The 24,275-nt window shown below is 65.3% G+C and carries 20 protein-coding genes, 1 other RNA gene and 2 pseudogenes; 14 read left to right on the forward strand and 9 right to left on the reverse strand.

Annotated features, from left to right (window positions below; translation table 11 throughout):
- Window positions 1-55: 55 nt before the first annotated feature.
- The 3 genes and pseudogenes from ACQY4T_RS01700 to ACQY4T_RS01710 form a co-directional block, all read left to right on the forward strand.
- A pseudogene (locus ACQY4T_RS01700) lies at window positions 56-474 on the forward strand (IS5 family transposase); the annotation flags it as partial.
- A gap of 491 nt (window positions 475-965) precedes the next feature.
- Window positions 966-2,288, forward strand: a complete 1,323-nt coding sequence (gene ltrA, locus ACQY4T_RS01705) for a group II intron reverse transcriptase/maturase (protein WP_428536736.1) — start codon at window positions 966-968, stop codon at window positions 2,286-2,288.
- Window positions 2,289-2,333: 45 nt separating this feature from the next.
- Window positions 2,334-2,810, forward strand: coding sequence for an IS5 family transposase (locus ACQY4T_RS01710; RefSeq protein ID WP_428542657.1), 477 nt, complete (start codon window positions 2,334-2,336; stop codon window positions 2,808-2,810).
- A gap of 516 nt (window positions 2,811-3,326) precedes the next feature.
- Here the strand turns inward: ACQY4T_RS01710 and ACQY4T_RS01715 are convergent.
- The 8 genes and pseudogenes from ACQY4T_RS01715 to tyrS form a co-directional block, all read right to left on the reverse strand.
- Window positions 3,327-4,163: a TSUP family transporter gene (locus ACQY4T_RS01715; protein ID WP_428536739.1), complete on the reverse strand. Its 837-nt coding sequence runs from the start codon at window positions 4,161-4,163 to the stop codon at window positions 3,327-3,329.
- Window positions 4,164-5,157: 994 nt separating this feature from the next.
- Window positions 5,158-5,625: a peptidoglycan-associated lipoprotein Pal gene (pal, locus tag ACQY4T_RS01720; RefSeq protein WP_428536742.1), complete on the reverse strand. Its 468-nt coding sequence runs from the start codon at window positions 5,623-5,625 to the stop codon at window positions 5,158-5,160.
- 249 nt (window positions 5,626-5,874) lie between these two features.
- On the reverse strand, window positions 5,875-7,215 hold the full coding sequence (gene tolB / locus ACQY4T_RS01725; protein ID WP_428542660.1) for a Tol-Pal system beta propeller repeat protein TolB: 1,341 nt from the start codon (window positions 7,213-7,215) through the stop codon (window positions 5,875-5,877).
- Between the two features lie 189 nt (window positions 7,216-7,404).
- Window positions 7,405-8,379: a hypothetical protein gene (locus ACQY4T_RS01730; protein WP_428536745.1), complete on the reverse strand. Its 975-nt coding sequence runs from the start codon at window positions 8,377-8,379 to the stop codon at window positions 7,405-7,407.
- A 333-nt stretch (window positions 8,380-8,712) separates the two neighbouring features.
- Window positions 8,713-9,141: pseudogene (gene tolR, locus ACQY4T_RS01735) on the reverse strand (protein TolR); the annotation flags it as partial.
- Between the two features lie 111 nt (window positions 9,142-9,252).
- On the reverse strand, window positions 9,253-9,969 hold the full coding sequence (gene tolQ / locus ACQY4T_RS01740; RefSeq protein WP_428536748.1) for a protein TolQ: 717 nt from the start codon (window positions 9,967-9,969) through the stop codon (window positions 9,253-9,255).
- A 222-nt stretch (window positions 9,970-10,191) separates the two neighbouring features.
- On the reverse strand, window positions 10,192-10,731 hold the full coding sequence (locus ACQY4T_RS01745; RefSeq protein ID WP_428536751.1) for a YbgC/FadM family acyl-CoA thioesterase: 540 nt from the start codon (window positions 10,729-10,731) through the stop codon (window positions 10,192-10,194).
- Between the two features lie 19 nt (window positions 10,732-10,750).
- Entirely contained in the window at window positions 10,751-11,995 is a 1,245-nt protein-coding gene (gene tyrS, locus ACQY4T_RS01750; RefSeq protein ID WP_428536754.1) for a tyrosine--tRNA ligase, read from the reverse strand.
- A gap of 58 nt (window positions 11,996-12,053) precedes the next feature.
- Here tyrS and ACQY4T_RS01755 point away from each other — a divergent pair, with 58 nt between their 5' ends.
- Entirely contained in the window at window positions 12,054-13,124 is a 1,071-nt protein-coding gene (locus tag ACQY4T_RS01755; protein WP_428536757.1) for an anhydro-N-acetylmuramic acid kinase, read from the forward strand.
- Between the two features lie 74 nt (window positions 13,125-13,198).
- Here ACQY4T_RS01755 and ACQY4T_RS01760 read toward each other — a convergent pair whose 3' ends face one another.
- A complete protein-coding gene (locus tag ACQY4T_RS01760) occupies window positions 13,199-13,864 on the reverse strand; it encodes an alpha/beta hydrolase (protein WP_428536760.1) in 666 nt (221 codons plus the stop codon).
- Between the two features lie 575 nt (window positions 13,865-14,439).
- On the opposite strand from ACQY4T_RS01760, the gene ACQY4T_RS01765 reads away from it, so the two are divergent.
- From ACQY4T_RS01765 to ACQY4T_RS01810, 10 genes are all read left to right on the forward strand, one after another.
- Window positions 14,440-14,940, forward strand: a complete 501-nt coding sequence (locus ACQY4T_RS01765) for an Rrf2 family transcriptional regulator (RefSeq protein ID WP_428536763.1) — start codon at window positions 14,440-14,442, stop codon at window positions 14,938-14,940.
- The gene (locus ACQY4T_RS01770) at window positions 14,937-16,049 is read left to right on the forward strand and encodes a cysteine desulfurase family protein (RefSeq protein WP_428536766.1); all 1,113 of its coding nucleotides are present in this window, start codon (window positions 14,937-14,939) and stop codon (window positions 16,047-16,049) included. Before ACQY4T_RS01765 ends, ACQY4T_RS01770 begins: the two co-directional genes overlap by 4 nt.
- Before the next feature lie 24 nt (window positions 16,050-16,073).
- Window positions 16,074-17,264, forward strand: a complete 1,191-nt coding sequence (locus ACQY4T_RS01775; protein ID WP_428536769.1) for a cysteine desulfurase family protein — start codon at window positions 16,074-16,076, stop codon at window positions 17,262-17,264.
- 24 nt (window positions 17,265-17,288) lie between these two features.
- The gene (locus tag ACQY4T_RS01780; protein ID WP_428536772.1) at window positions 17,289-17,618 is read left to right on the forward strand and encodes a ferredoxin family 2Fe-2S iron-sulfur cluster binding protein; all 330 of its coding nucleotides are present in this window, start codon (window positions 17,289-17,291) and stop codon (window positions 17,616-17,618) included.
- 39 nt (window positions 17,619-17,657) lie between these two features.
- Window positions 17,658-18,770 (forward strand): tRNA 2-thiouridine(34) synthase MnmA, encoded by a 1,113-nt coding sequence (gene mnmA / locus ACQY4T_RS01785; RefSeq protein ID WP_428536775.1) that lies wholly within the window; start codon window positions 17,658-17,660, stop codon window positions 18,768-18,770.
- A 113-nt stretch (window positions 18,771-18,883) separates the two neighbouring features.
- Window positions 18,884-19,312, forward strand: an RNA gene (rnpB, locus tag ACQY4T_RS01790) — RNase P RNA component class A.
- 431 nt (window positions 19,313-19,743) lie between these two features.
- Window positions 19,744-20,268: a division/cell wall cluster transcriptional repressor MraZ gene (gene mraZ / locus ACQY4T_RS01795; RefSeq protein ID WP_428536778.1), complete on the forward strand. Its 525-nt coding sequence runs from the start codon at window positions 19,744-19,746 to the stop codon at window positions 20,266-20,268.
- A complete protein-coding gene (gene rsmH / locus ACQY4T_RS01800; RefSeq protein WP_428536781.1) occupies window positions 20,265-21,233 on the forward strand; it encodes a 16S rRNA (cytosine(1402)-N(4))-methyltransferase RsmH in 969 nt (322 codons plus the stop codon). Before mraZ ends, rsmH begins: the two co-directional genes overlap by 4 nt.
- Window positions 21,230-22,204, forward strand: coding sequence for a cell division protein FtsL (gene ftsL, locus ACQY4T_RS01805; protein WP_428536784.1), 975 nt, complete (start codon window positions 21,230-21,232; stop codon window positions 22,202-22,204). Before rsmH ends, ftsL begins: the two co-directional genes overlap by 4 nt.
- 9 nt (window positions 22,205-22,213) lie before the next feature.
- Window positions 22,214-24,271 carry a peptidoglycan D,D-transpeptidase FtsI family protein gene (locus tag ACQY4T_RS01810; RefSeq protein ID WP_428536787.1) on the forward strand — a complete coding sequence of 686 codons (2,058 nt, stop codon included), beginning with the start codon at window positions 22,214-22,216 and terminating at the stop codon, window positions 24,269-24,271.
- Window positions 24,272-24,275: the final 4 nt, after the last annotated feature.

Below are 24,275 nucleotides of genomic sequence, written 5' to 3' on the forward strand. Positions count from 1 at the left end.
GACCGGCTCGAATCGGCTATGACTCTATGCGTGGCACCGATTTACGAGGTGCCTGATGTGGACCCCAGAGACACGCCGCCAGCATGACCGTAAGGGCTTGCGATACACCCATGATCTGACCGACCGGGAATGGGCCGAAGTCGCTTCGTTGATACCTCCCGCCAAACGGGGTGGCAACAAACGCACGGTGGATGTGCGGGAAATCGTCAACGGCCTGATGTATATCCTGGGCACTGGTTGCCAATGGCGCGACATCCCCAAGGATCTGCCGCCGCGCAGCACGATCCATGATTATCTCGACCGCTGGGCGTACGACGGAACGCTACAAAGCATCCACCACACGCTCTATGGGCGATGCCGGGAACTGGCTGATCGAACAGCCAGCCCGACCGCCGCGGTGATCGACAGTCAAAGCGTCAAAAGCGCTGAAAAAGGGGGGCCTGCATCGATCCGCATGGCTACGACGCGGGCAAGAGTGCGCCTCGAAGGCGCGCATCATCTATGGAGGAAGGTTCCATCCGGAGAGTTGTCGATTGATCCGGAAGCTGACGAGCGGCGCGGCTGGGCAACTGGTCTCGTCGAAGGCTCGTGACAAAGGCCGCCCTGGGCGGCCGAGCGATCCAACGGGCCGTAACGTGAGTGAAGTTCGAGCAGGCCTCGAAAGAGTCGATACAGACGCCGACCCGCCTTTTGCTCGGGGAAGGCCGCGCGGACAGGGAAGCAATCGACACACGCACCTGTCTGGTCTGCCGGGGTATTGGACACAGCACGTTGGAATGGTGATGCGGGTAATCGAGGGAGACCCGTCCGGGTCGGAGGTCGCGGCTTCAACACCGCTTCGGAGCGGTGGATCGGACGGGTGTCGGACAGGGTCGTATGACCGTCGAAGCCGGGTAACGCCGGCAGAGGAAAGGACCCTGACTTCTGGTGTGCTTTCGAAGTTGGCGAAGTGGGGGTGATTGGCGATGAGCCTCGAAACACCCGATAAGATCAGGAGCCTTCAGAGAAAGCTGTACCGCAAGGCGAAGGCGGAGCCCGCTTTCCGCTTCTACATCCTCTACGACAAGATCTGCCGTGCGGATATCCTTCTGCGCGCCTATACGCTCACCCACGCCAATGCGGGTGCGCCAGGCGTGGACGGGATGACCTTCGGGCAGATCGAGGCGGCGGGTTTGGAGGGGTGGCTGGCGAGCTTGCGTGAGGACCTCGTCTCGAAGACCTACCGGCCTGATCCGGTGCGGCGGGTGATGATCCCAAAGCCCGGTGGCGGCGAACGGCCGCTCGGCATCCCGACGATCCGGGACCGGGTGGTTCAGGCCGCGGCCAAGATCGTGCTGGAGCCGGTCTTCGAGGCGGATTTCGAGGATGGTGCCTACGGCTATCGGCCGCGTCGGAGCGCGATCGATGCCGTCAAGGAGACGCACCGGCTGCTATGCCGGGGTTATACCGACGTCGTCGACGCCGACTTGTCGAAGTATTTCGACACGATCCCGCACGCGGACCTCCTGAGATCGGTGGGCCGCCGCATCGTCGACCGGAATGTGCTGCGGCTGATCAAGCTGTGGCTGCAAGTGCCGGTCGAGGAGCGGGATGGCGACGGGAAACGGCGCATGAGCGGTGGCAAGAGCAACACGCGCGGCACACCCCAGGGTGGGGTCGCCAGTCCGTTGCTCTCCGTCATTTACATGAACCGATTCCTGAAGCATTGGCGCCTGACGGGACGCGGCGAGGCGTTCCGCGCGCATGTCATCTGCTATGCCGACGACTTCATCATCCTCAGCCGCGGACACGCGGAAGAGGCGCTGACGTGGACGAAGGCGGTGATGACGAAGCTCGGGCTGACGCTCAACGAGGCGAAAACCTCGGTGAAGAATGCCCGGCGTGAAGGCTTCGACTTCCTTGGCTACACACTGGGACCGCGTCACCTGCCCAATGGGGGCCGCTGGTACCTGGGGGCGAGCCCGTCCAAGAAAAGCGTGCAGCGGGTCAAGGTGAAGGTCGGCGAACTGCTGGTGCCCGGCAACAAGGGCGCTTGGGACGAAGTGCGGGCACGGTTGAACCGCGTCCTACGCGGTTGGTCGGCCTACTTCTCCTACGGCGCTCTCGCGTCGGCATACGAGACCGTTGATCAGCATGTCTATGACCGGACGCGGCACTTCCTCCGTCAACGACACAAAGTGCAGGGGCGCGGAACGGACCAGTTTTCCCGAGACCATGTCTATGGGGAGTTGGCCGTCCGAAGCCTTCGACGCGAGCGCAGTCGGTCGTCGCCGTGGGCCTTGCGGTGAAGCCAGTCGGAAAGCCGGATGCGGGAAATCCGCACGTCCGGTTTGATGAGCGGGGATGGGAAACGGGGCACTTCGCCACCGCGCCCGTCCTCGACTCTACAGATCAAGGGCAAGAAGCGCCATATCGTCGTCGATACGACAGGCTTGCTGATGCATGCCATCGTGCATGCGGCTGACCTTCAGGATCGTGATGGCGGCGCGATGCTGATGGCCACGATGTTCGGGCTCTACCCGTTCCTGCTGAAGCTCTATGCGGACGGCGGATATCAGGGTGCAGGCTTTCAAGCTGCGATGAGAACCATCATGGCCCAAGTAAACGTGGAGATCGTCAAGCGGTCGGACCATGCAAAGGGGTTTACCGTACTACCCAGGCGCTGGGTCGTGGAACGAACTTTTGCCTGGCTCAATCGCTGTCGCCGCCTCGCCAAGGACTGGGAATGTTTGAACCGCAAAGCGCGCGCCTTCTTGCTGCTCGCCTCGGTGCGCCTCATGCTGCGTAGGCTCGCAAGAACAACGGCATGATCCCGGACAGACTCTCAGATTTCGAGCTTCTACCTAGACTCGGCGCCGGGGATTTTTATTCCCGTCTCATTCGAAAACCTTTGTTGATCTCAGCTTTTTGCCCAATGCAACACAGCGTGGAATACGCGATTGTCGGAATGGTAAACATGATCTGAAGCAGCTTCGGTGAAGTGGATCACAGCGTCGGAACAGTTCTGCGGCAACTTGGCAAACCAGTGCGGCTGACCGTCTTATGCGCCACCTGGAGCGGTCCGGATTCGTAATGACAAGCCACTGTCTGGAGCGGCTCTCGCGCTGCTGATGACGGCAGTGACGGGCATCAGCTACCCTCCGTTTATTCTGGATCGAGCTCGGATTGGACGAAAAAATCGAGATATAATCTAAAAGAAACACCATGTCGGATTGACAGGTGATAAAAAACTCGGCTGATAGGTTTTCCGACCCCTCCAAATTCCTTATTCGTACTAAAAGTGGGTTCGTTAGTTCTGGCCCGTCTCGGAACGGGACGAGTAAGCATCAGACAAGAAAGCTGATCCCGGCGACCATCAGCAGCAGGTTGAGCGCGATTGCGAACTGGCGTGTGGAAATCTTCCGGTAAACGGCAAGACCAATAAAGGTGCCGAGCAGTCCTGCGGGAACGCATAACAGATCGCTTGATGCAAACCCGTTGCCGTGCATGGTTCGTGTGTGAGCGGCGAGGCTGACCGCGACAAGGGATACGATTTGCATGATTAGAATGAAGGGTTGGAATAGCGCGCGCTGCTGTGCTTTATTCCAACCCTTGAAACTGCACCAGATAACGACAGGCGCACCTGGGAACGCTGCGGCCGTCCCGGTAATGCCGCTCAGGACACCTGCAATAAGATCGAGATTGGAGTGCTGCACGCGTAGGATAGCGGGCGCACGGGCTAGCATGTAGCCGCCATAGGCCAGCAAGAACGCGCCCAATACGCGTGTATAAAGCTGATGATCGGCGTGCAGCAGGAGCCATAGTCCAAGCGGCAAGCCTATCATGCCTCCGAACAGGAACATAGTCAGACCGGGCCAGTTAATGTCGTAGCGCACTGACCAAGTCATGACGGCCTGGTTCGCAATGCTACACGTCATCATGATCTGAACAGCCCTTACCGGGTCCAGATGAAGCCAGAATAGCACGACGCCGCACAAAGCCGAAAACGCAACCCCTCCAATACTTCCACCAAGGGAGGCCAGGAACACCGCCGCTATCACTATCCCACCGGGATTGCCCCAGATAGATCCAAAGACGACGAGGGCCAGGGCGGCACTGCTGCCGAGCACGATCCAACGCCCATTTCGATGCGATCCCGTAGGTGCCGACACGACTTCGGTCATGAGCTCAATCCCCAGTATTGAGAGCCAATTCAAATAGACCGAGTGACAACAGGATTTATTCCCGACTGGCAAAAACTGTTAGGCGACGTCAGCTTGCTTCCGGATGGAATTCAGACCGTAACGAGACCGAAAGATCCGAAGGGTAATGCACAAAGCTGACGAGCCAACGGCGTTCTTACTTCAACAAACACTCACCGCATTTGAGCGCCGTCCTCCGAACCTGGATGGCCTTGATTATGACCATCAGTTGCTGACGCCTCTGTGGGTTCGCATCGTCCCATTCGTCGAATAACCCGCGAATCTCTGCGCAAAGCCCATCACGATTGTCGGCGGCCAAGTGTCCGAGGGTCCCCGAATTGCTCTTGTCTTCGGGACACAGTTGCCTCGGACTTCCGGACCTACCTTAGCTAGTCGCGATGCGTTGTTGTGATGTTCGCCAGCGTCCTTCGCACGGAGCGACCGCGTGCAGGTCTACATACGGATCAGCTTGTCGAAGGCCGACCACGTGCTTGGCGGCATGGCCTACAACGGCGACGGACTGCGCGCTTTGTTTGCGAGCGCGGCAGCACCGCAGTCGTCAAGCCAAACCCGACCCGCGAGAATGTTCCGGCTTTCGACACCGCGACCGACCAACTCTCCAACCCGATCGAGCGGGCGTTCGCTGCGTGAAGCACTGACGCCAAGTCGCAACCCGTTACGACAACCTCGCCCGCAACTTTGGCTCGACAATCACCCTGGCCGCCATCATCAGCCGGACTAGAGCAGCATCAGCCTGACTGGAAAGTCAGGCTGATAAAGTTGCTCGCTCAAACAAAGAGCTAGAGCGCGGTGACCGTTTGCGGTCACCCTGAAAGCGCTCTAGAAAGCCACGCTGATAAAGTTGCTCGCTCAAACAAAGACCGAGAGCGCGGTGACCGTTTACGGTCACCCTGAAAGCGCTCGAGCATCGCTAGACCGATGTTCGCCCGATATGGCGAACCTCGGACTCGTGACACTACCGAACCGAGGTAATGGCGTTGCGGTTCTGCGCCCAGGCCTGCTCAGTCGAACCCTGAGCAGTCGGACGATCCTTGCCGTAACTGATCGTGTTCAGACGCCCGCCGGCAACCCCCTTCGCCCTCAGATACGACGCGGCGGCGTTGGCACGACGCTGGCCAAGCGCCAGGTTGTATTCCTCGGTCCCGCGCTCATCGCAATTGCCGGCGATCTGGGCATTCACACTGCCATACTTGGCAAGCCAGGTGGCCTGCTTGTCCAGCGTGGTTCTAGCATCGTCGCTCAATGTCGAGGCGTTGAACGCGAAGAATGCGCGATCACCCACGTTGGCAACCAGATCCTCCTCGCTGCCCGGCACGATGCCGGCCGCGGTCGAAGGAGAAGCCGTGGTCGTCGTGGTAGCCGGTTTGGAACACGCCGCCAGCAGGGCGACGGCGGCCAAGGCGCCGAGGATCTTGATGTTCATCGTTTCTTCGTCCCTGGATGGGGTGCAATCCGATGCGCGAGCCAGGCCCGAGCAGGACCAACGGTAAACCGTTCCGTCCGCGATAGCGATTAACGTGCGGACATGAGGAAGGTCAAGTTCCCGCAAGCGAATTACCGCCACGCGCCGTCTCCTCCAGCCGATCCGGCAAAGTATGGTAGCGGCTTTGCCACAGTGCCGCCGGCGATCCAACCGCGACCGCCGGCCGCCCCCGAAGCACCAGCCCTCGCGCTACGCCCCCAGCGGTGACCAGGCCGGATCGGATGCATCGGTCGGGGTCTCCACCGGCCGCTCGTTGAACCCGGTGATGTCGACCGACACCAGCCGCGACGAAAAGCCCCGCCCGCGCGCATCCTGGGAACGGGTCTCGCGCCAGAACATCAGCACCCTGCCGTTCGGTGCGAATGTCGGACCTTCGACCAGCCACCCCTCGGACAGGATGCGCTCCCCCGATCCATCCGGATGCATGACGCCAATGGCGAAGTTGGACGTATCCCCGGAATAACGGGTGAACGCGATCAGGTCGCCGCGCGGGGACCATACCGGTGTCGCGTACTTGCCGTTGCCAAAGCTGATCCGCTTCGCCCCGCCGCCGCCCGAACCCATGATGTAGATCTGCTGATCGCCGCCCCGGTCCGAGGCGAAGGCGATCTGCGTCGCATCCGGACTATAGCAAGGACTGACGTCGATCGATCCGGAGTCGGTCAGCCGGCGCGATCCCCGGCTGGCGAGATCCATCGAGATGATGTCGGATCCCCCGCCATTCGACACCGCCATCACCACGCCGCTGCCATCGGGCGAGAAACGAGGCGCGAACGTCATGCCGGGAAAATCGCCCAACTGGGTCTGCCGCCCGGAGCTCAGGTCGAACAGATAGACCCGAGGCCGGTTGTTGGCATAACTCATGAAAGCGATCTCGTCGCGGGTCGGGTGAAACCGCGGCGTCAATACCAGCCAGGACCCATCGGTCAGCAGCCGATTGTTCTCGCTGTCCTGGTCCATGATCGCCAGCCGCTTGGTGCGCCGATCGCGCGGACCGGTCGCCGAGATATACACGATGCGGGTGTCGAAGTAGCCCTTCTCGCCCAGCAGCCGCTGATAGATCACGTCGGCCATGATGTGGGCGATGCGGCGCCAGTTGCTCTGCGACGTGGTGTAGGCGGTGCCCTGGATCTGGGTCTGCGGCAGGATGTCCCACAGCCGGAACTCCACCCGCACCTGCCCGCCGCCCTGCATCTGCACGCTGCCGGTGACCAGTGCCTGCGCGCCGGTCGGCTTCCAGTTCTGGAAATTGGGCGCCCCCCCGACCGATGCGCCGGCCTGGATGAACGCCGTCTGATTGATCAACCGGAACAGCCCGCTGCGCGCCAGGTCGGCGCTGATCACGCCGGCGATGTCATGGCCAAGCTGGGCCGAGCCGCCGTCCGGCCCGCCAAGGTCGGGAACGGCGATCGGGATCGGCGCCGAACGAGCATGATCGACGTCGATCACCGCCGACTGGCCATGACTGCCGTCGGCAACCGGTTGGGCAACGACCGGAACCGGTGCCACCAGGCCCGCGGCGGTGCTCATCAACCCGGCGCTGCCTGCAATCAGGCCGCGCCGCCCGACTTGGGCTATCCGGCGCAAGGATGCATCAGGGATTGGTCCGTCGGGCGGGTTCGCAGTGTCGGTCATGGCGCTGTCTTCCTCCTGTTGCGGTCCAGGGCACCGCAAGCCCTTGCGGTCACGCAAATTCTCCCCGGCTTCCGGTGAAAAACCTCATGGGCTGAACCGGAACGTCAGCACATTGACCCGCCCCAGCACGTTGTTCGGCAGCGGCAGGTTGGCGCAGCGCGGATCCCGGATCGCCCGAATCGCCCGTTCGGCAAACGCACGGAACCGCGGATCACTCATCCGGGCGACGTCGTCGCCGGCGACCTCGGCCATCCGCGCCACGCCGTTCGCGTCAGTGGTGACGGTCAGCAGCACGCGCTGCTTGTCGATGTCCAGCGCGCCGGCATCCTTGGTCCAGCACTCGCGCACATGATCGCCGATCGCGCCACGCTGTTCGGTCGAAAGTGCCGCGGTATCATTCCCCAACGGGTTGCCGCCCCCGTTCGGCTGGCCGCCGGACCGCGGATTGGCGCGCGCTTTCGGCGGCTGGTTCTGCGCCAGTTGCTGCCGCAGCTTCTCCAGCGTGTTCTCGACCGATCTGCTGTTCGGCGCCGGATTCTTCGTCGCGTTCGGTTGCGACGTCGTGCTCGGCGGTGCCGGAGGCGGCGGCACCAGCGGCGGCGGCAGCGGTAGCGGCGGCTCCGGCTTCACCGGCGCGGACGGTGTCGGCGGCGTCGCCGGCGCGGGCGGCGGTGGGATCACGTTCGGCGCCGGCGTCGGTTCTGGCGGCGGCATCGGCACCGGCGGCGAAGCTGTCGGCGGCGCAGGCTCGACATGCGTCTGAGGCGGCGGTGGCGGAGGCGGCGGAGGCGGCGGCGGCGCCTCGACCGGTTGCGGCAGCGGCGGCGTGGACACCGGCGGCGCGGGCGGCGCCACGTCCTTCGACGGCGCCGGCAGCTGAGCCTGCTCGGCGGCCTTCATCGAGCTCTGCGCGGTACCCTGAAACACCATCGCGACAGAGGTCTCCGGCACGTCCGCGTCCTTCGGCGTGAAGCTGGGCAGACCCAACACCAGCACCAGCAGCACCGCGACATGCAGCACCGCCGAGGTGATCAGACCGGCACGCAAACGCGGCGTCATGCCGGGCGCAAATTGGCGAGTGCGACGCGACCCTCTGAATAGTTGCTGAAGCACGCGATCGTCACCCAGCGAGCGGGTAGCGGGAGAGTCCATACATCATGGTCGGGACATTCCCGGCCATGGCGAATAAAGCAGCGCCGCTCACACGCCCCTCGATTACTTGCGCGACCGGGACCCAGGCGCGGTCCTCGCCGGCGCGGACGAGGCAGGTGCGTCGGGCTGTGGGCTCCCAGCCTGGGGTGCGCCTGCCGGGGATGCGCCAGTCTGCGATGCGCCAGTCTGCGATCCATTAGTCTGGGCTGCACCCGTTTGGGGCGCGCCGTTCTGCGGCACCGCAGTCTGCTCGGCCAGCAGCGCAACCTTGGTGAAGCCGCCCTGGGTGATCGTGCCCATCACCTCCATGATGCGGCCATAGGCCAGATCCTTGTCGCCACGAACAAAGATACGACGTTCGGGATTGTTCTGCGCGATGGCCTGCAGCTTGGCCACGATGTCGGACAGGTCGATCGCCTGGTCCTGCAGGAAGACCGACCCGTCGGCCTTGATCGTGACGGTAAGCGGCTCACTGTCGCTGTTCAGTTGCTGGGCGTTGGTCTTCGGCAGATCGACCGACACGCCCGAGGTCATCAGTGGGGCGGTGACCATGAAAATGATCAGCAGCACCAGCATCACGTCCACCAGCGGGGTGACGTTGATTTCGGCCAGCGGACGATAGCGGCCCTGGCGACCACCGCGACCGCCGCTGTTCAGGGTGAACGCCATGGCTCAGCTACGCTCCTTGGGTTGGATCCGCCTGGTTATCCGGCGGCAAAGTCCGTCAGACCACCGCGACGCGCCGCCGTCACGGTCGCACGGGATTTTCCGCTGCCGCACCTACGCTCGCTCCTCGCTCTGGCGCGACAGGATGGCACTGAATTCGCTACCGAAATTGTCCATACGTCCGGCGAAACGCGACAGGCTCGTGCTGATCTGGTTGTAGGCGAGCACCGCCGGGATCGCCGCCACCAGGCCGATCGCGGTAGCGAACAGCGCCTCGGCAATGCCTGGGGCAACCACCGCGAGGTTGGTGTTGTGCATGGCGGCGATCGCGGAGAACGAATGCATGATGCCCCAGACCGTGCCGAACAGTCCGATGAACGGCGCGGTCGCCCCGACACTGGCAAGGAACACCATCCAGCGCTCCAGCCGATCCATCTCCCGCTGCACGGTCACGGCGATCGCACGGTCGATTCGCTCCCGCACACTGGTGTGGGAGATGTCGGCGCCGGCGACCCGGACCGAACGACGCCATTCACCCATCGCCGCAGCAAACACCGAAGCCATCGGATGGTTGGGGTTGGTGCCCTCACGATCGAACAATTCGTCCAGGCTGCCGCCGGACCAGAACCTGTCCTCGAACCCGTCGGCATCCCTGTTGACCCGGCGCAGCGTGCTCCACTTCTCGAACACCACGGCCCAAACCCACACGCTGGCCGCCAACAAGCCGAGCATGACAAGTTTGACGACGATATCGGCTTGCAAGAACAAGCCCCAGAGCGACAGATCGCCGTTGGCCGCCCCCAGGTTGACCGCATCCACTGCCCGATCCACTGCTCAAACCCCTCTTTCGGTCGTCATACCCATCATGACGCATCGCGGTGCTCCGCGTTTTCGACCATCGCGGTCCCCCGCGTTTTCACCCATCGCGGATCCCCCCGCGTTTCCAAGCATCGCGGTCGCCACGCATCGCGGTCCCTTGCGCCGTTTCCGGACGCCACCCTCACGTCGCCTGCCGATGACGCAAAGCCACCGTCGTGATCAACGTTCCGCGCATCATGGCCCAGCCGAATCGATTCGCCGCACATGACAAATTGCTGCCCCCGTCGCCGGCCGCGAATCGCGGACCCCCGTCGCGGACCCCCGTCGCGGCCCCCGAGTCGCGACCCCTGGGTCGCGGCTTATGGTAGCCATCGCCGCCCGCCATTCAGCCGGGATGCGGGCCGGTTTGTTCCCCCCGATTCGGACGCAAGCCAGCCGGATTCGCAACGTCGCACAGACTCCGTTGGGGCCTAGAATCGTCTGGCGCAATAGAACAGTCGCGCCGCCCACGTCCATTGTTTCCGTATCGACAACCAGCACGTCGTCAACCAGAGCCGGCCGCGGATAGTCGATTTCAGCGCGATACACCATGAACAGCAGTCCGAATCGTTCGACCAGCTCGGCATGCGGAATCCCGGCGTCGCGCAAGGCTTCGGTTCGGGCGCGTTCGGCGTAGCGGAGGTAATTGGCGTGATACACCACACCACCGGCATCAGTGTCCTCATAATAGACGCGCAAGGAATACCGATGGCTGGATTGCCGGTGAGCAATCATTTAATAGCGGCCCGATTGATCATTCCGGCCTGACCAGCCGATGCTGCTTTCGCCCGGCCGACAGCTTGATCGCACCGTCGCGCAGCGCATCGGCGCCAACCAGCGTCCCTTCCTCGGTGACCGCGATATCATTCACCCGAGCGCCGCCGCCCCGGATCAACCGTCGCGCCTCGGCGTTGCTCGCTGCCAGACCGGACAGGGCAAACAGCCGGAACGCCGGAATCCCGGCCGCAAGCTCCGCCGCCGCCACGACAACGCTGGGCAGCGACGAAGCGGCCTGCCCGTCCTCGAACGCACTGCGCGCGGTTTCGCCAGCCTGCGCCGCCGCCGCCCGCCCGTGCGCCAAGGCCGTCGCCTCGGTCGCCAGGATCTTCTTCGCCTCGTTGATCTCCACCCCGCCCAGCGCCTCCAGCCGGCCGATTTCCCCCAGCGCCAGATCGGTGAACAGACGTAGGAAGCGGCCGACGTCACCGTCCTCGGTATTGCGCCAGAATTGCCAGTAGTCGTACGCCGACAGCCGGTCCGCGGTCAGCCAGATGGCGCCCTGAGCGGTCTTGCCCATCTTGCCGCCCGACGCGGTGGTGATCAGCGGCGTGGTCAGGCCATGCACCGTCCTGGCATCGGTGCGGCGCGTCAATTCCATCCCGGCAACGATGTTGCCCCATTGATCCGACCCGCCGATCTGCAGCGACACGCCATGGCGGCGATTGAGCTCACGAAAATCGTAGCTCTGCAGGATCATGTAGTTGAATTCCAGGAACGTCAGCGGCTGCTGCCGGTCCAGCCGTAATTTCACCGAATCGAATCCGAGCATCCGGTTGATGGTGAAATGCACCCCGACCTCGCGCAGCAACGGGATGTAGCCCAGCGTGTCCAGCCAGTCCGCATTATTGGCCAGCATTGCGTCGGACGCCGCGTCGCCAAACCGCAGGAACGGCGTGAAGCACCGCCTGATGCCAGCCATGTTGGCCGCGATCACCGCGTCGGTCAGCAGTTGACGCGATTCGTCCTTGCCCGAGGGATCGCCGATCCGAGTGGTGCCTCCGCCCAACAGTACCACCGGCTTGTGTCCGTGCTTCTGCAGCAGCCGCAGGATCATGATCTGCACCAGGCTGCCGACATGGAGGCTGTCCGCGGTGCAGTCGAAGCCGACATAGCCGGCGGTCGGCGCTGCGCCCATCGCGGCGCGCAAGCCGCCCGGATCGGTGCACTGGAACACGAAGCCACGTTCGGTGGCCTCGTCGAGGAAACTGCTGGTGGTCATGGCGGCGGAACCGTAACGTGGGGAGGGCGCGGGTTATCACACAGTGGGGCCAGGGCAAATGCCAAGAACGATCGGTCTGATGAGCGGAACGTCACTCGACGGGGTGGACGCCGCCTGGCTGGACACCGATGGAATCACCGTCACCGCGTTCGGCCCGACGCTGACCGTACCTTATGATGTAGACCTGCGCCGCGACCTTCGCACCATCCTCGACCTGGCCCCCACGCTGGCAGCAGACGATCCGCGTCTGGCGGCGGTAACCGAGTGTCTGACCGATTATCACCTGCGCGCGGTCGAGGCGCTTGACCGGCCGGCTGATCTGGTGGGCTTTCACGGCCAGACCATCCTGCATCAGCCGCAGCGCCGTCGCACCTGGCAGATCGGCGACGCCGCCGGCTTGGCCCAACGGCTGGGTGTCCCGGTCGCGCATGATTTTCGTTCGGCCGACGTCGCGGCCGGAGGCCAGGGGGCCCCGTTCGCCCCGGCCTACCACGTCGCATTGGCCGCCGATCTGCCCAAACCGCTGGCCGTGCTGAATATCGGCGGCGTCGCCAACGTAACCTGGGTCGGCGACGACGGCGCGTTGCTCGCATTCGATACCGGGCCGGGCAATGGCCCGCTCGACGATTGGATATTTCGCCATACCGGCCAGGCATTCGATGCTGAAGGCGCGCTCGCGCGCTCCGGCCGGGTGGACCGCGAAATCCTGTCCCGACTGCTGTCGCACCACTATTTCGCGCTACCCGGCCCAAAATCGCTCGATCGACTCGACTTCGATACCGGTCTCGCCGAAAGCGGGATTGCAGGCCTTTCGCCCGCCGATGGCGCTGCGACTTTGACCCAGTTCACAGTGGCCACGGTCGCGGCCGCGCAACTCCCCGACCCGCCACGGCGCTGGCTCGTCACCGGCGGCGGACGACATAACCCCACGATGCTGGACGGCCTGCGCCAAGCGGTGCGGGTTCCGGTCGAGCCCGTCGAGTCGGTCGGCTGGAATGGCGACGCGCTGGAAGCGCAATGCTTCGGTTTCCTGGCCGCCAGGATTGTCGCCGGATTGCCGCTCAGCTACCCCTCGACAACCGGTGTCTCGCAAGCAACGCGGGGTGGCAGGATCGCCAACAACTGGTAATCAGAATGTAGTCGCGATTAAAGCGGCGAAAGTCATCACCCAACCACAACTCAGAATTGCAAAACGCCCGCCGACTAATCCGCGGCGAGAGCCATCTGCTTCCGAGCGATCGCCTTGCCGCAGAAATCGTCCACCGCATCAGCAACAGTCTCAGCCTGGCTCGCAAACACGTGATCCGCTCCGGCGACGACACGGTAATCCACATGCACGTTCTTCTGCGTATTCAGCTTGTCGACAAGCTTCCGCACTGCCGGTTCGGGAACCAGTTCATCGGCGTCGCCGTGCAGCATCAGACCCCCACACGGACACGGCGCAAGGAAACCAAAATCGTAATGATTAGCCGGAGGAGCCACGCTGACCCAACCGGAAATCTCCGGCCGACGCATCAGCAACTGCATGCCGATAAACGCGCCGAACGAATAGCCGGCGATCCACAGCCCGCCATGCCCTGGATTGACCGCCTGCATCCAGTCGAGCGCCGAAGCCGCATCGCCGATTTCGCCGATGCCACCGTCGTAGCGGCCCTGGCTGCGACCGACGCCACGAAAGTTGAAGCGCATGACCGAGCATCCAAGCTTTTGAAAAGCTTGGTAAATGGAATAGGTGATGCGATTGTTCATGGTTCCGCCGTGCAGCGGATGCGGATGCAGGATCAAAGCGACAGGGGCGCCCGGCTCCTTCGAATGGTGATAACGACCTTCGAGCCGTCCGTCCGGACCGGCGAACATTACCTCGGGCATGGCGATTCGTAACCTGTTCCTGTCCCGCCAGCAGTGTATGGCCCGAAACCACCGCGGTTTCGGTCATCCTGCTGGCCTGAGTGCATCTCGCGGGCTGGACTTTCATCCCGAGCCGCGCTCCCAATGAAATAGGAACGCAATCCCCAGATTTCAGTTCCATGTCACCCGGCTAAACCATCAATTCTTGACCTGCCTGGTCGGGAATTATAAGTTCGGCGACCGCGTTCGCGCCGAATCCTGAACCTACCTCCTATTCGTCTCCTTATACGCCTGCCGATCGCAGGACGCGCATTAGGAAATCTCAATTCCTCGCGGCCGAACATCGTTATAGGACAAGTGAAGCGATCTTTCATAATGGAAATGTCGCATGGCTTTCATGTTCTGGCGTGAGACCAAAAACGCCGATCCAGCTCGCGTTCTGCCACGCGAGGCGGCGTCGATGCTATTATTCACTACCCATGCGTGTATAAAACTTTCTGTGATAAACTATTACATGCGTTCCGCTGTGATCCGGCTTCTCCGCCACGCAAAACCGCCGATTACACCGATCCGCCGCGCCGTGCGTTAACCCCGCCGTGCAGCTCTCCACCAAAGGCCGCTATGCCGTGATCGCAATGGTCGATCTCGCCCACCGGGAAACCGCCGACCAGGCGGCGGACCTCATCTGCCTGGCCGACATCGCCGGCCGCCAGCAACTCAGCCAGTCCTACCTGGAGCAGCTCCTCGCCAAGCTCCGACGGGCCGACCTGGTCCACGCGGCACGCGGTCCGCGCGGCGGCTATCGGCTTACCCGCCCCGCCGCCGACATCGCCATCGCGGAAATCGTCGCCGCCGTGGATGAACCGATCAAAGCCACGCGGTGCGGGATCGACAGCGGCCGCCGCCTGGCCGTCCCCGGCTCCATGATCGGCGTTGAGACGTGCCATACCCATGATCTCTGGCTCGAACTCGGGCGCCAGATCATGCTGTTCCTGCGCGGCATCAGCCTCGCCGACGTGGCCCTTGGCCGGCTCAGCGGCCGAACCATCGCGGCGCCATCACCACGTGCCGGCGACGCCGAACCCGGTCCGCCATGAACCAGACGCACTATCTCGACGCCAATGCCACCCAGCCGCTGCGCCCAGTGGCGCGCAATGCCCTGCTGGCGGCGTTCGAAAGCGTCGGCAATCCATCCTCGATACACCGCCAGGGACGCGGCGTCCGGCACGTCATGGAAGACGCTCGCGAGGCCATCGCCCAGTGCTTCGCCGCCGCCCCACAGGACCTGGTGTTCACCTCCGGCGGCACCGAGGCGAATGCCACCGCAATCCACGCCATATCCCCTGGCCGCCGCCTGATCCGCAGCGCGATCGAGCACGACGCCGTGCGATCCGCCGCCGCCGACGCGCACATCGTGCCGGTGCATCCGGACGGCATCGTCGATCTGCTGGCGCTGGACCGCCAGTTGAGCGACGGCACGGCGTCGATGCTCTGCCTCATGCTGGCCAACAACGAGACCGGCGTGATCCAGCCGGTGGCACAGGCCGCCGCGATCTGCCGCCGCCACGGCGCCTGGCTACACGTCGATGCGGTCCAGGCCGCCGGCCGCATGCCGGTTCAGCTCGGCGCGCTGGGCGCGCAAAGCCTCGCGATCTCCTCCCACAAGCTGGGTGGACCCGCCGGGGTCGGCGCCTTGCTGCTGGCCCCCGACGTGGCGTTCGCCGCGCCGCTGATCGCTGGCGGCGGCCAAGAGCGTGGCCGCCGCGGGGGCACCCCGGCGGTCGCGCTGATCGCCGGCTTCGCCGCCGCGGCCGAAGCCTGCTCCGCCGACGACCTGGCCAACCTGGGCCGCCTGCGCGACGCCGCCGAGGCCGCCGCGCTGGCCTGCGGCGCCGTGGTCTGCGGCAACCGCGAACAGCGCCTGCCGAATACAACCTGCATCGCCCTGCCCGGCGCCGCAGCCGACGTGCAGGTGATCGCGCTCGATCTCGAGGGCATCGCGGTCAGCGCCGGCGCCGCCTGCAGTTCCGGCAAGGTGCAGACCAGCCATGTGCTGCAGGCGATGGGTCTCGGCCGCCTCGCCGGCGAAGCGATCCGGGTCTCCTTGCCGTGGAACGCGGCCCAATCCGATATCGATGCCTTTGCCGCCGCCTATCGGCGCGTGGCTGCCCGGCTGCGCCCCACCCTGGCCCCGCACGCCGCGTGATCCCACCTGAATGCCATGACCCACATGCCGTCCCTCCCGAACCAGCCGGTCTACCTGGACAACCAGGCCACCACCCGATGCGATCCGCGCGTGCTCCAGGCGATGCTTCCGTTCTTCTCGGAGCACTACGGCAACCCCCATAGCGTCGAGCACGCCATGGGCCAGACCGCCGAAGCCGCCGTCGAAACCGCACGCGGCGAGCTCGCCGCCCTCCTCGGCGCCGAGCCCCGGGAAATCATCTTCACCTCCGGCGCCACCGAGGCCAACAACCTGGCCATCAAGGGCGCCGCACGCTTCGCCGCCGCCATGGACGACAAGCGACGCCGCGTCATCACCCTCGCCACCGAACACAAATGCGTCCTCGAGGCGGTCGCCGACCTTGCAGCCGAGGGGTTCGACCCGGTCGTCCTGCCGGTCCGCCCCGACGGGCTGCTCGACCCCGAAACGCTGCGCCAGGCGCTGGCAACGCCCACCCTGCTGGTCAGCGTCATGGCGGTGAACAACGAAACCGGCGTGATCCAGGACATCGCGGCACTGGCTCCGATCATCAAGCAGGCGGGCGCCCTGCTGCACTCCGACCTGGCGCAGGCGGTGGGCAAGATCCGGCTCGACGTCACCGGCTGGAAGCTCGACCTGGCCTCGATCAGCGGTCACAAGATCTACGGCCCGAAAGGCGTCGGCGCGCTTTATGTCCGTCGCCGCCCGCGCGTCCGCCTGGCCCCGCTGTTCTCCGGCGGCGGCCAGGAAAGGGGCTTGCGGTCCGGCACCTTGCCGACCCCGCTGATCGTCGGCCTCGGCGAGGCCGCCCGCCTCGCCAACGCCGAAATGGCGCAGGACGCCGACCGCATCGGCCGGCTGCGCGCCGACCTGCTCGACCGCTTGCGCCGCTGTATCCCCGGCCTGCGGGTCAACGGCAACGACCACGCACGCATCGCCGGCAACCTCAACCTGACCTTCCCCCAGGCGACCGCCGCGGACCTGATGGCGGCGCTGCCGCAGCTCTGCGTCTCCACCGGCTCGGCCTGCTCCTCGGCCGCGATCGAGCCGTCCTATGTGCTGCGCGCGCTGGGTCTGTCCGACCAGCAGGCCCAGCGCAGCTTGCGCATCGGGATCGGACGCTTTACCTCCGCCGCCGAGATCGATTATGCCGCCGCGGCGCTGTCAGCAGCGCATGCCGTTTGCGAAGCGGGCCATCCGGTCGCCACTGACACCTGATCCGCCGAATAGGGCCCGATCCGCATGCCGAAAATGACCTTCATCGAGAAAGACGGCACCCGTCGCCAGGTCGACGCCCCAACCGGCCTCTCGGTGCTCGAGATCGCCCATAAGCACGGCATCGATATCGAGGGTGCCTGCGAGGGCTCGCTCGCCTGCTCGACCTGCCACGTCGTCGTCGACCCCGCCTGGTTCACCAAGCTGGCACAGCCGACCGAGGACGAGGAAGATATGCTGGACCTGGCGTTCGGTCTGACCCGCACCTCACGGCTGGGCTGCCAGATCGTCATCACCGCCGAACTGGACGGGCTGGTGGTGAAGTTGCCCGCCGCCACCCGCAACGCCCAAGGCTGACCCAGGCCAAAGGCTGACCCAAGGAAAGGAGCCCAGCTCATGCGGGTCGTGGTCGCCATGTCCGGCGGCGTGGACAGCAGCGTAGTCGCCGGCCTGATGCATCAGGCTGGGCACGAGGTCATCGGCGTCACGCTGCAACTCTACGACCATGGCGCGGCGATCGGGCGCAAAGGCGCCTGCTGCGCCGGCCAGGACATCCACGACGCGCGCCGGGTCGCCGACCGGCTGGGCATCGCGCATTACGTGATCGATGCCGAGCAGCGGTTTGCCGGGGCGGTGATCGCCGATTTCGCCGACAGCTATGCCAACGGCGAGACCCCGGTGCCCTGCATCCGCTGCAACCAGACGGTGAAGTTCGCCGACCTGTCCGTCCTGGCACGCGATCTCGGCGCCGAACGGCTGGCCACCGGTCATTACGTCCGCCGGGTGGACGGGCCGGATGGCGCCGAACTGCACCGCGCCGCCGATCCCGCCCGCGATCAAAGCTGGTTCCTCTACGCCACCACCCGAGACCAGCTCGATCTCTGCCTGTTTCCGCTCGGTGGCATGCCGGACAAGCGCGCGGTCCGCGACATTGCCCAACGGCTGGGGCTTGGCGTGGCGCAAAAGCCGGACAGCCAGGACATCTGTTTCGTCCCCTCCGGCGCCTATACCGACGTCATCACAAAGCTCCGTCCCGACGCGCTGGTACCCGGTCAAATCGTGACCGAGGCCGGCCAGGTCGTCGGCCGCCATGATGGCATCGCCCGCTACACGGTGGGCCAGGCCAAGCGCCTCGGGGACGCCGCGTTGCTCGACGGGCAGCGTCAGGTGGTAATCGCCAGCGAACCCGGCCGCCGCCGCATCGTCGTCGGGCCGCGCGGCAACGGCACCCGTACCGTGTCGCTGCGCGAGGTGAACTGGCTGATTCCCGCGCCACGCCCTGCCTCCCCGTTGCGCTGCGCGGTCAAGCTGCGGGCTCGGGAAACCCCCCATCCGGCCACCGTGCATCTGGCCGGCGGCGTCACCACGGTCACGCTTGACCAACCCGCCCTGCCGGCTCCCGGCCAAGCCTGCGTGTTCTACGACGACAACCGCATTCTGGGTGGCGGCATCATAACCCGCCCGCCAACACCGCCCGCCAACATCACCCGCCAAACCCGCCCAGGGTGATCACCAAACCGCGCAGCGGACCCGGGTCGCGAACCCAGGTTCGCCCGGTTCCCGCTCCGGCCGGCCTCTCACGACGCTTGACCCACCCGACGCCGAGGCGCACATCCGCCACGCCAGACAGCCAGACGGCCGCCGCCTGCGTAGCAATTACGTAGGTGGAGGAAAGTCCGGGCTCCACGGGAAAACGGTGCCGGCTAACCGCCGGCGGGGGCGACCCCAGGGAAAGTGCCACAGAAAACAAACCGCCCGCGCAAGACCGCTGCGCGCAAGCGTATCGGTCCCGCGGGCAAGGGCGAAACGGTGCGGCAAGAGCGCACCGCGCCCTTGGCAACAAGGGCGGCAAGGTAAACCCCACCGGGAGCAAGACCGAATAGGGGCGGCTGTGATAGTCCCTGGATTCTAGTCCGAGATTATCACGCGGACGTTCCCGTCCCGCCGCCCGGGTTGGTCGCACGAGGCGCATCGCGAGATGCGTCCCAGACGAATGGTCGTCACGTCCCGTCAGGGGCGGACAGAACCCGGCTTACCGGCTGTCTGGCACTCTCCATTCCCTGACCGCTCCGCCGCCTCCCGATCATCCCCGCGCCGCGTCGCGCAGCCGCGGCACCCCGCGTCGCGAAGCCGCGCTGCCAAAGGCAACACACCCCCTCGAACACTCTCCCACAAGGTTTTCCACAGGAACGAAACACGAATATTTTCGTGATCTTGAATTGGCTTGAGGTGACTCGGGCCAGTGTCGGTAAGTGTCTGACGAAGCCCGGAAATTTTCGTTCAAATCCGCCAGTAAAAGGCCAATCTTCTTTGACTTCCCAGTTCATCCCATGCTATCCCATGCCTACCCACCGTGGACCACCATCCACAGGGAGGCGTCTCGGGATCCGGTCAGCCACACCAAACACCGAACCGTGTCGTCGCAGCGTCGCCTTGCTCACCCACGACAGAACCGCTCGGCAGGAAAGGCAAACGGGTCCGAATGGCGCTTTTCCTCGGCACCCATCAGAACAAGCTGGACTCCAAAGGGCGTGTGTCGATACCTGCGCATTTTCGTTCCATCCTCAAGCAGATGAGCCATGCCGGCGTGACCGCCCCGATCGCAACGATCTACCTGCGCCCGTCGCACCAGCATCCCTGCATCGAGGGCTGGACCGAGTTCGGCTTCGAAGCACTCAGCGCGCCGGTGGAGCAAGGCTACGACCTGTTCAGTTCGGAGCACGACGACCTCGTGGTCGCATTGTTCGCCGATGTCTACGTCACCGAAACCGATAAGGAAGGGCGGATCATGCTGCCGGCCAACCTCGTCGCGCATGCCGGGCTGACCGAGAACGTCACCTTCATGGGCACCCGCAACACGTTCCAGATCTGGGAGCCCGCGGCGGCCGTCCGGCGGCAGGCCGAGGCGCGTGAAAAGACCAAAGCCGCCGGCTTCAGCGTGCGCGCCCCCGTCACCGTTCCAGCGCCGCCGGCAAACGGTCCACCCCCCAGCGCGGCCGTGTCATGACCGACCCCGCCCCCACCGGACCCGCCCCCACCCACGTTCCGGTCATGCTCCCCGAGGTGCTCGCCACCCTCGCGCCGCACGACGGTGGCACCTATCTCGACGGCACGTTCGGCGGCGGAGCCTATGCCAGCGCGATCCTGGACCATGCAAGCTGCACGCTATGGGCGATCGATCGCGACCCCGACGCAATCGAGCGTGGCGCCAGCCTGGTGGCCCGCTACGCTGGCCGGCTGCACCTGCTGCACGGCCAGTTCGCCGACATGGTCGCCCTGCTAGCCCAGGCCGGCGTCTCCAGGCTCGACGGCATCGTGCTCGATCTCGGCGTCTCCTCGTTCCAGCTCGACGACCCTGATCGCGGCTTCTCGTTCCGCCATGACGGCCCGCTCGATATGCGCATGGGAAAACATGGGACCAGCGCCGCCGACCTGGTAAACGCGCTGCCCGAACCCGCGCTGGCCGACATCCTCTATCAATTCGGTGAAGAACGCGCCTCCCGCCGCATCGCCCAGGCGATCGTCGCCGCCCGCCAGCAGGCGCCGATCGAGACCACCGCCCGGCTCGCCGCAATCATTCGTTCCGTGCTGCCGCCCGACCGCTCCGGCAACCATCCGGCCACCCGCAGCTTCCAGGCCCTGCGCATCAAGGTCAACGACGAACTGCAACAAATCCACCGTGCCCTAACGCAGGCCGCCGGCTTGCTCGGGCCGAACGGCCGCTTGGTGGTGGTCGCCTTCCACAGCCTGGAAGACCGCATCGTCAAGCAGTTCATGCACCAGGCGACCGGACGAACAGGCGCTCCGTCGCGCCATGACCCCGCCGGCTTGACCCACCGCCACGCCCCCGCCTTCCGCCTGCTGACCGCCCGGGCGCTGCGTCCCAGCCCCAGTGAAACCGACCACAATCCCAGATCCCGCAGCGCCCGGCTGCGAGCGCTCGAACGTCTCGACGAAAGCCCCACGACATGATCCGCCCGCTCACCATCGTCACCTGCATGCTCGCCTGCGGTTCCGGGCTCTACCTCTACCAGTCCAAGCACGAGGTGCAGTTGCTCGACCGCACCATCGAGCGGACCGTGCGTGACACCAACGCCCTGCGCGACCAGAGCCGGTTGTTGGCGGCGGAATGGACCATGCTGAACGATCCGGAGCGGCTGCGGCAGTTCTCCAACGCCTATCTCGGTCTCAAGACCATCGCGCCGGCCCAGTTCACCAGTCTCGCCGATCTCGACAGCCGCTTGCCGCCGCCGCAGGCGGAACTGCCGCCGCATGGCACCAGCGCGCCGGACCCGATGCTGGTCGCCGGCGAAACCAACCCGCCGAACCCGCCCGCCGCGCCCGGCCCGAACCCGGCAACCTCCGACGCCGAGACCGCCGCTCCAAGCGCTGCCGCCGACCCAGAGGCCGTCGCCGACCAGGAGCTTCCGATCCCCCCGGTTCCCGCGACCCGCCCAGCCATCGCGTCGGTGGCGCGTGCGGCTGATGCCGCCGCCACGCGTGCGGCCGATGCGCGTCCCGCCGACACCAGAACGGCGGATCGCGCGTCGCTGTCCCGCCCGCCGCCTGACGCTCAGTCCAGCGCCGTCGTCGCAGGCGCCACAAGATCGCCCGATCAACGCACGTTCGACCCCCGCCCATCCGATCAACGCCCCACTGATCAGCGCGCCATCACCCAGCGCGCCGCTCCGCGCCTGGCGGAGAACCGCCCGGATTCCCGGGCGCCGGCTGCCCCGCCCCGTTCGATGCTGCCTGGCATGACCGGGCCGACCCAGGCCGCCACGCCGGTCGGCAAGCCCTCCCCGCTTCCGCCAGCCGCGCCGCATTCGGCGATGGTCGCGACGTCCGCGCCCTTCAACGGATCCCTGCTCGGCATGGCACGCAGCTCGATGCCTCCCGCACCGCGCCCCACCCCGGTGACCGCCGCCTACAATGCCAACTGAGCCACCAGCATGAGCGATCCGCGTGGCCCCGTTCCACCGTCTGGTTCGCCGCCGCGCAACGGCACCCGCTACGGCAGGCCGGCGCAGCGCCAGGGCGCCAGCCGCTCGGACGCGGTGCCGCGGATGGAGAACGTGCGGGTCACCGCGCCTGACCTCGCGCGCCGCATCGCGCTGGAGAAAACCCGCTCGCGACTGGTGATCGCCGCCGGCGGCTTCGCCGCGCTGTTCGCCGCTGTACTGACCAAGCTGACACTCGCCACCATCATCACCCCGCTGGCACCGCATCGCGTCGAGCGTTCGGTCACCGAGATCGTCGATTCGATCCCGCACAATTCGGTCGAGGCCTCGCTGCCCGGCCAGCGCGCGATGATCACCGATCGCAACGGACAGCCGATGGCGATCTCGCTCGACACCGTCTCGCTGTCAGCCGATCCCAGGCAGATCGGCGATGCCGACGATGCGGCGACGAAGCTGAAACAGGTCCTGCCCCGGCTCGATCTGGCCGAGACCGAGGACCGGCTGAAACGCGAAAAGAAGTTCGTCTACCTGGCGCGCGAGATCACCCCCCGGGAAGAGCAGGCTATCAACAACCTCGGCATCCCAGGCGTCAATTTCCAGCCGACCCAGCACCGCGAATATCCGCTCGGACGCACCGCCGCGCAGGTGCTCGGCGGCGTCGATGTCGACGAAAGCGGCTTCGCCGGCGTCGAGCGCTTCTTCGACAAGCGCCTGCGCACCGATACCGATCCGCTGCGTCTGTCCATCGACCTGCAGGTGCAGGCCGCGGTGCGCGAGGAACTCGAAACCGCGATGCAGACCTTCGATGCGATCGGCGGCTGCGGCATCGTGATGGATGTCAATACCGGTGAGGTGCTGGCGATGGTCAGCCTGCCGGATTACGATGCCAACAACGTGCGCTCGGCGCCGGCGGATGACCGTTTCAACCGAGCTGTCGAAGGCACTTATGAACCGGGCAGCACGTTCAAGCTGCAAACCGCTTCGATGGCCCTGGACAGCGGGCTGGTACACATCTGGGACGAGTTCGACGCCTCCCGCAACATCCACATCGGCCGCTTCACAATCTCCGATTTCGAAGGCAAGCATCGCTGGTTGTATCTGCCCGAGGTCCTGGCGTATTCCTCCAACCTGGGCGCCGCTCATATCGCCCTCACCGTCGGCAGCGAGCGCCAACGGGCCTGGCTTAAGAACATGGGTATGTTCGGCCGCACCGGCATCGAACTGCCGGAGTCCGCGCTTCCGATTATCCAGCCCGCGTCAGCCTGGAAGGAAGTCGTCACCATGACCGTGGGATTCGGCCACGGTATTTCGATCACACCACTGCACGTCGTGCGCGGCACCGCCGCGGTCGCTAACGGCGGCGTTCTGATCCGCCCGACGATCCTCGCGCGTGACCCGGACGCTGCGGTCAATGGCCGGCGGGTGATGCAGCCGTCGACCTCCGACATCTTGCGCAAGCTGATGCGGCTGGTGGTCACCAATGGGTTCGGCAAGTCCGCCGAAGTGCCCGGCTACTACCCGGGCGGCAAGACCGGCACGGCGGAAAAGGTCAAGGCCCATGGCGGCTACAAAAAACACGCCAATGTCGCCGCCTTCATGAGCGTGTTTCCGATGAACGCCCCGCGATACGCGGTCTACATGATGCTGGATGAACCGCACGCCACCAAGGCCACGCACGGCTACGCAACCGCCGGCTGGGTCGTCGCCCCCGCCGCCGGCAAGGTGATCGCGCGCATCGGGCCGATGCTCGGCTTGCTGCCCGATATCCAGGACATGCCCGAAATCAACCAGGAACTCGCCATCCCGCTGCAGCCGGCGCGTCCATCCGGCGCCCCGGCCCACAGCCCGGGCGCTGCGACCCCGGTTGCCAATGCCGCGACCAAACAGCCGATCGGATCTAACCGACCCGACCTGACCATCCCCGCCACCGCGCTGCCGGCCGCGATCAGCCGCCCGGCGCCCGAACCCAGGCAGCGCACCGAACTCGATCATCCGGTCGGCGCCCCTGTCGTGGCCGTTTCCTCGGCCGCTCCCGTTGCTGCTCGCTGATCTC

It is taken from the genome of Rhodopila sp. (assembly GCF_965277825.1).
Classification (GTDB): domain Bacteria; phylum Pseudomonadota; class Alphaproteobacteria; order Acetobacterales; family Acetobacteraceae; genus Rhodopila.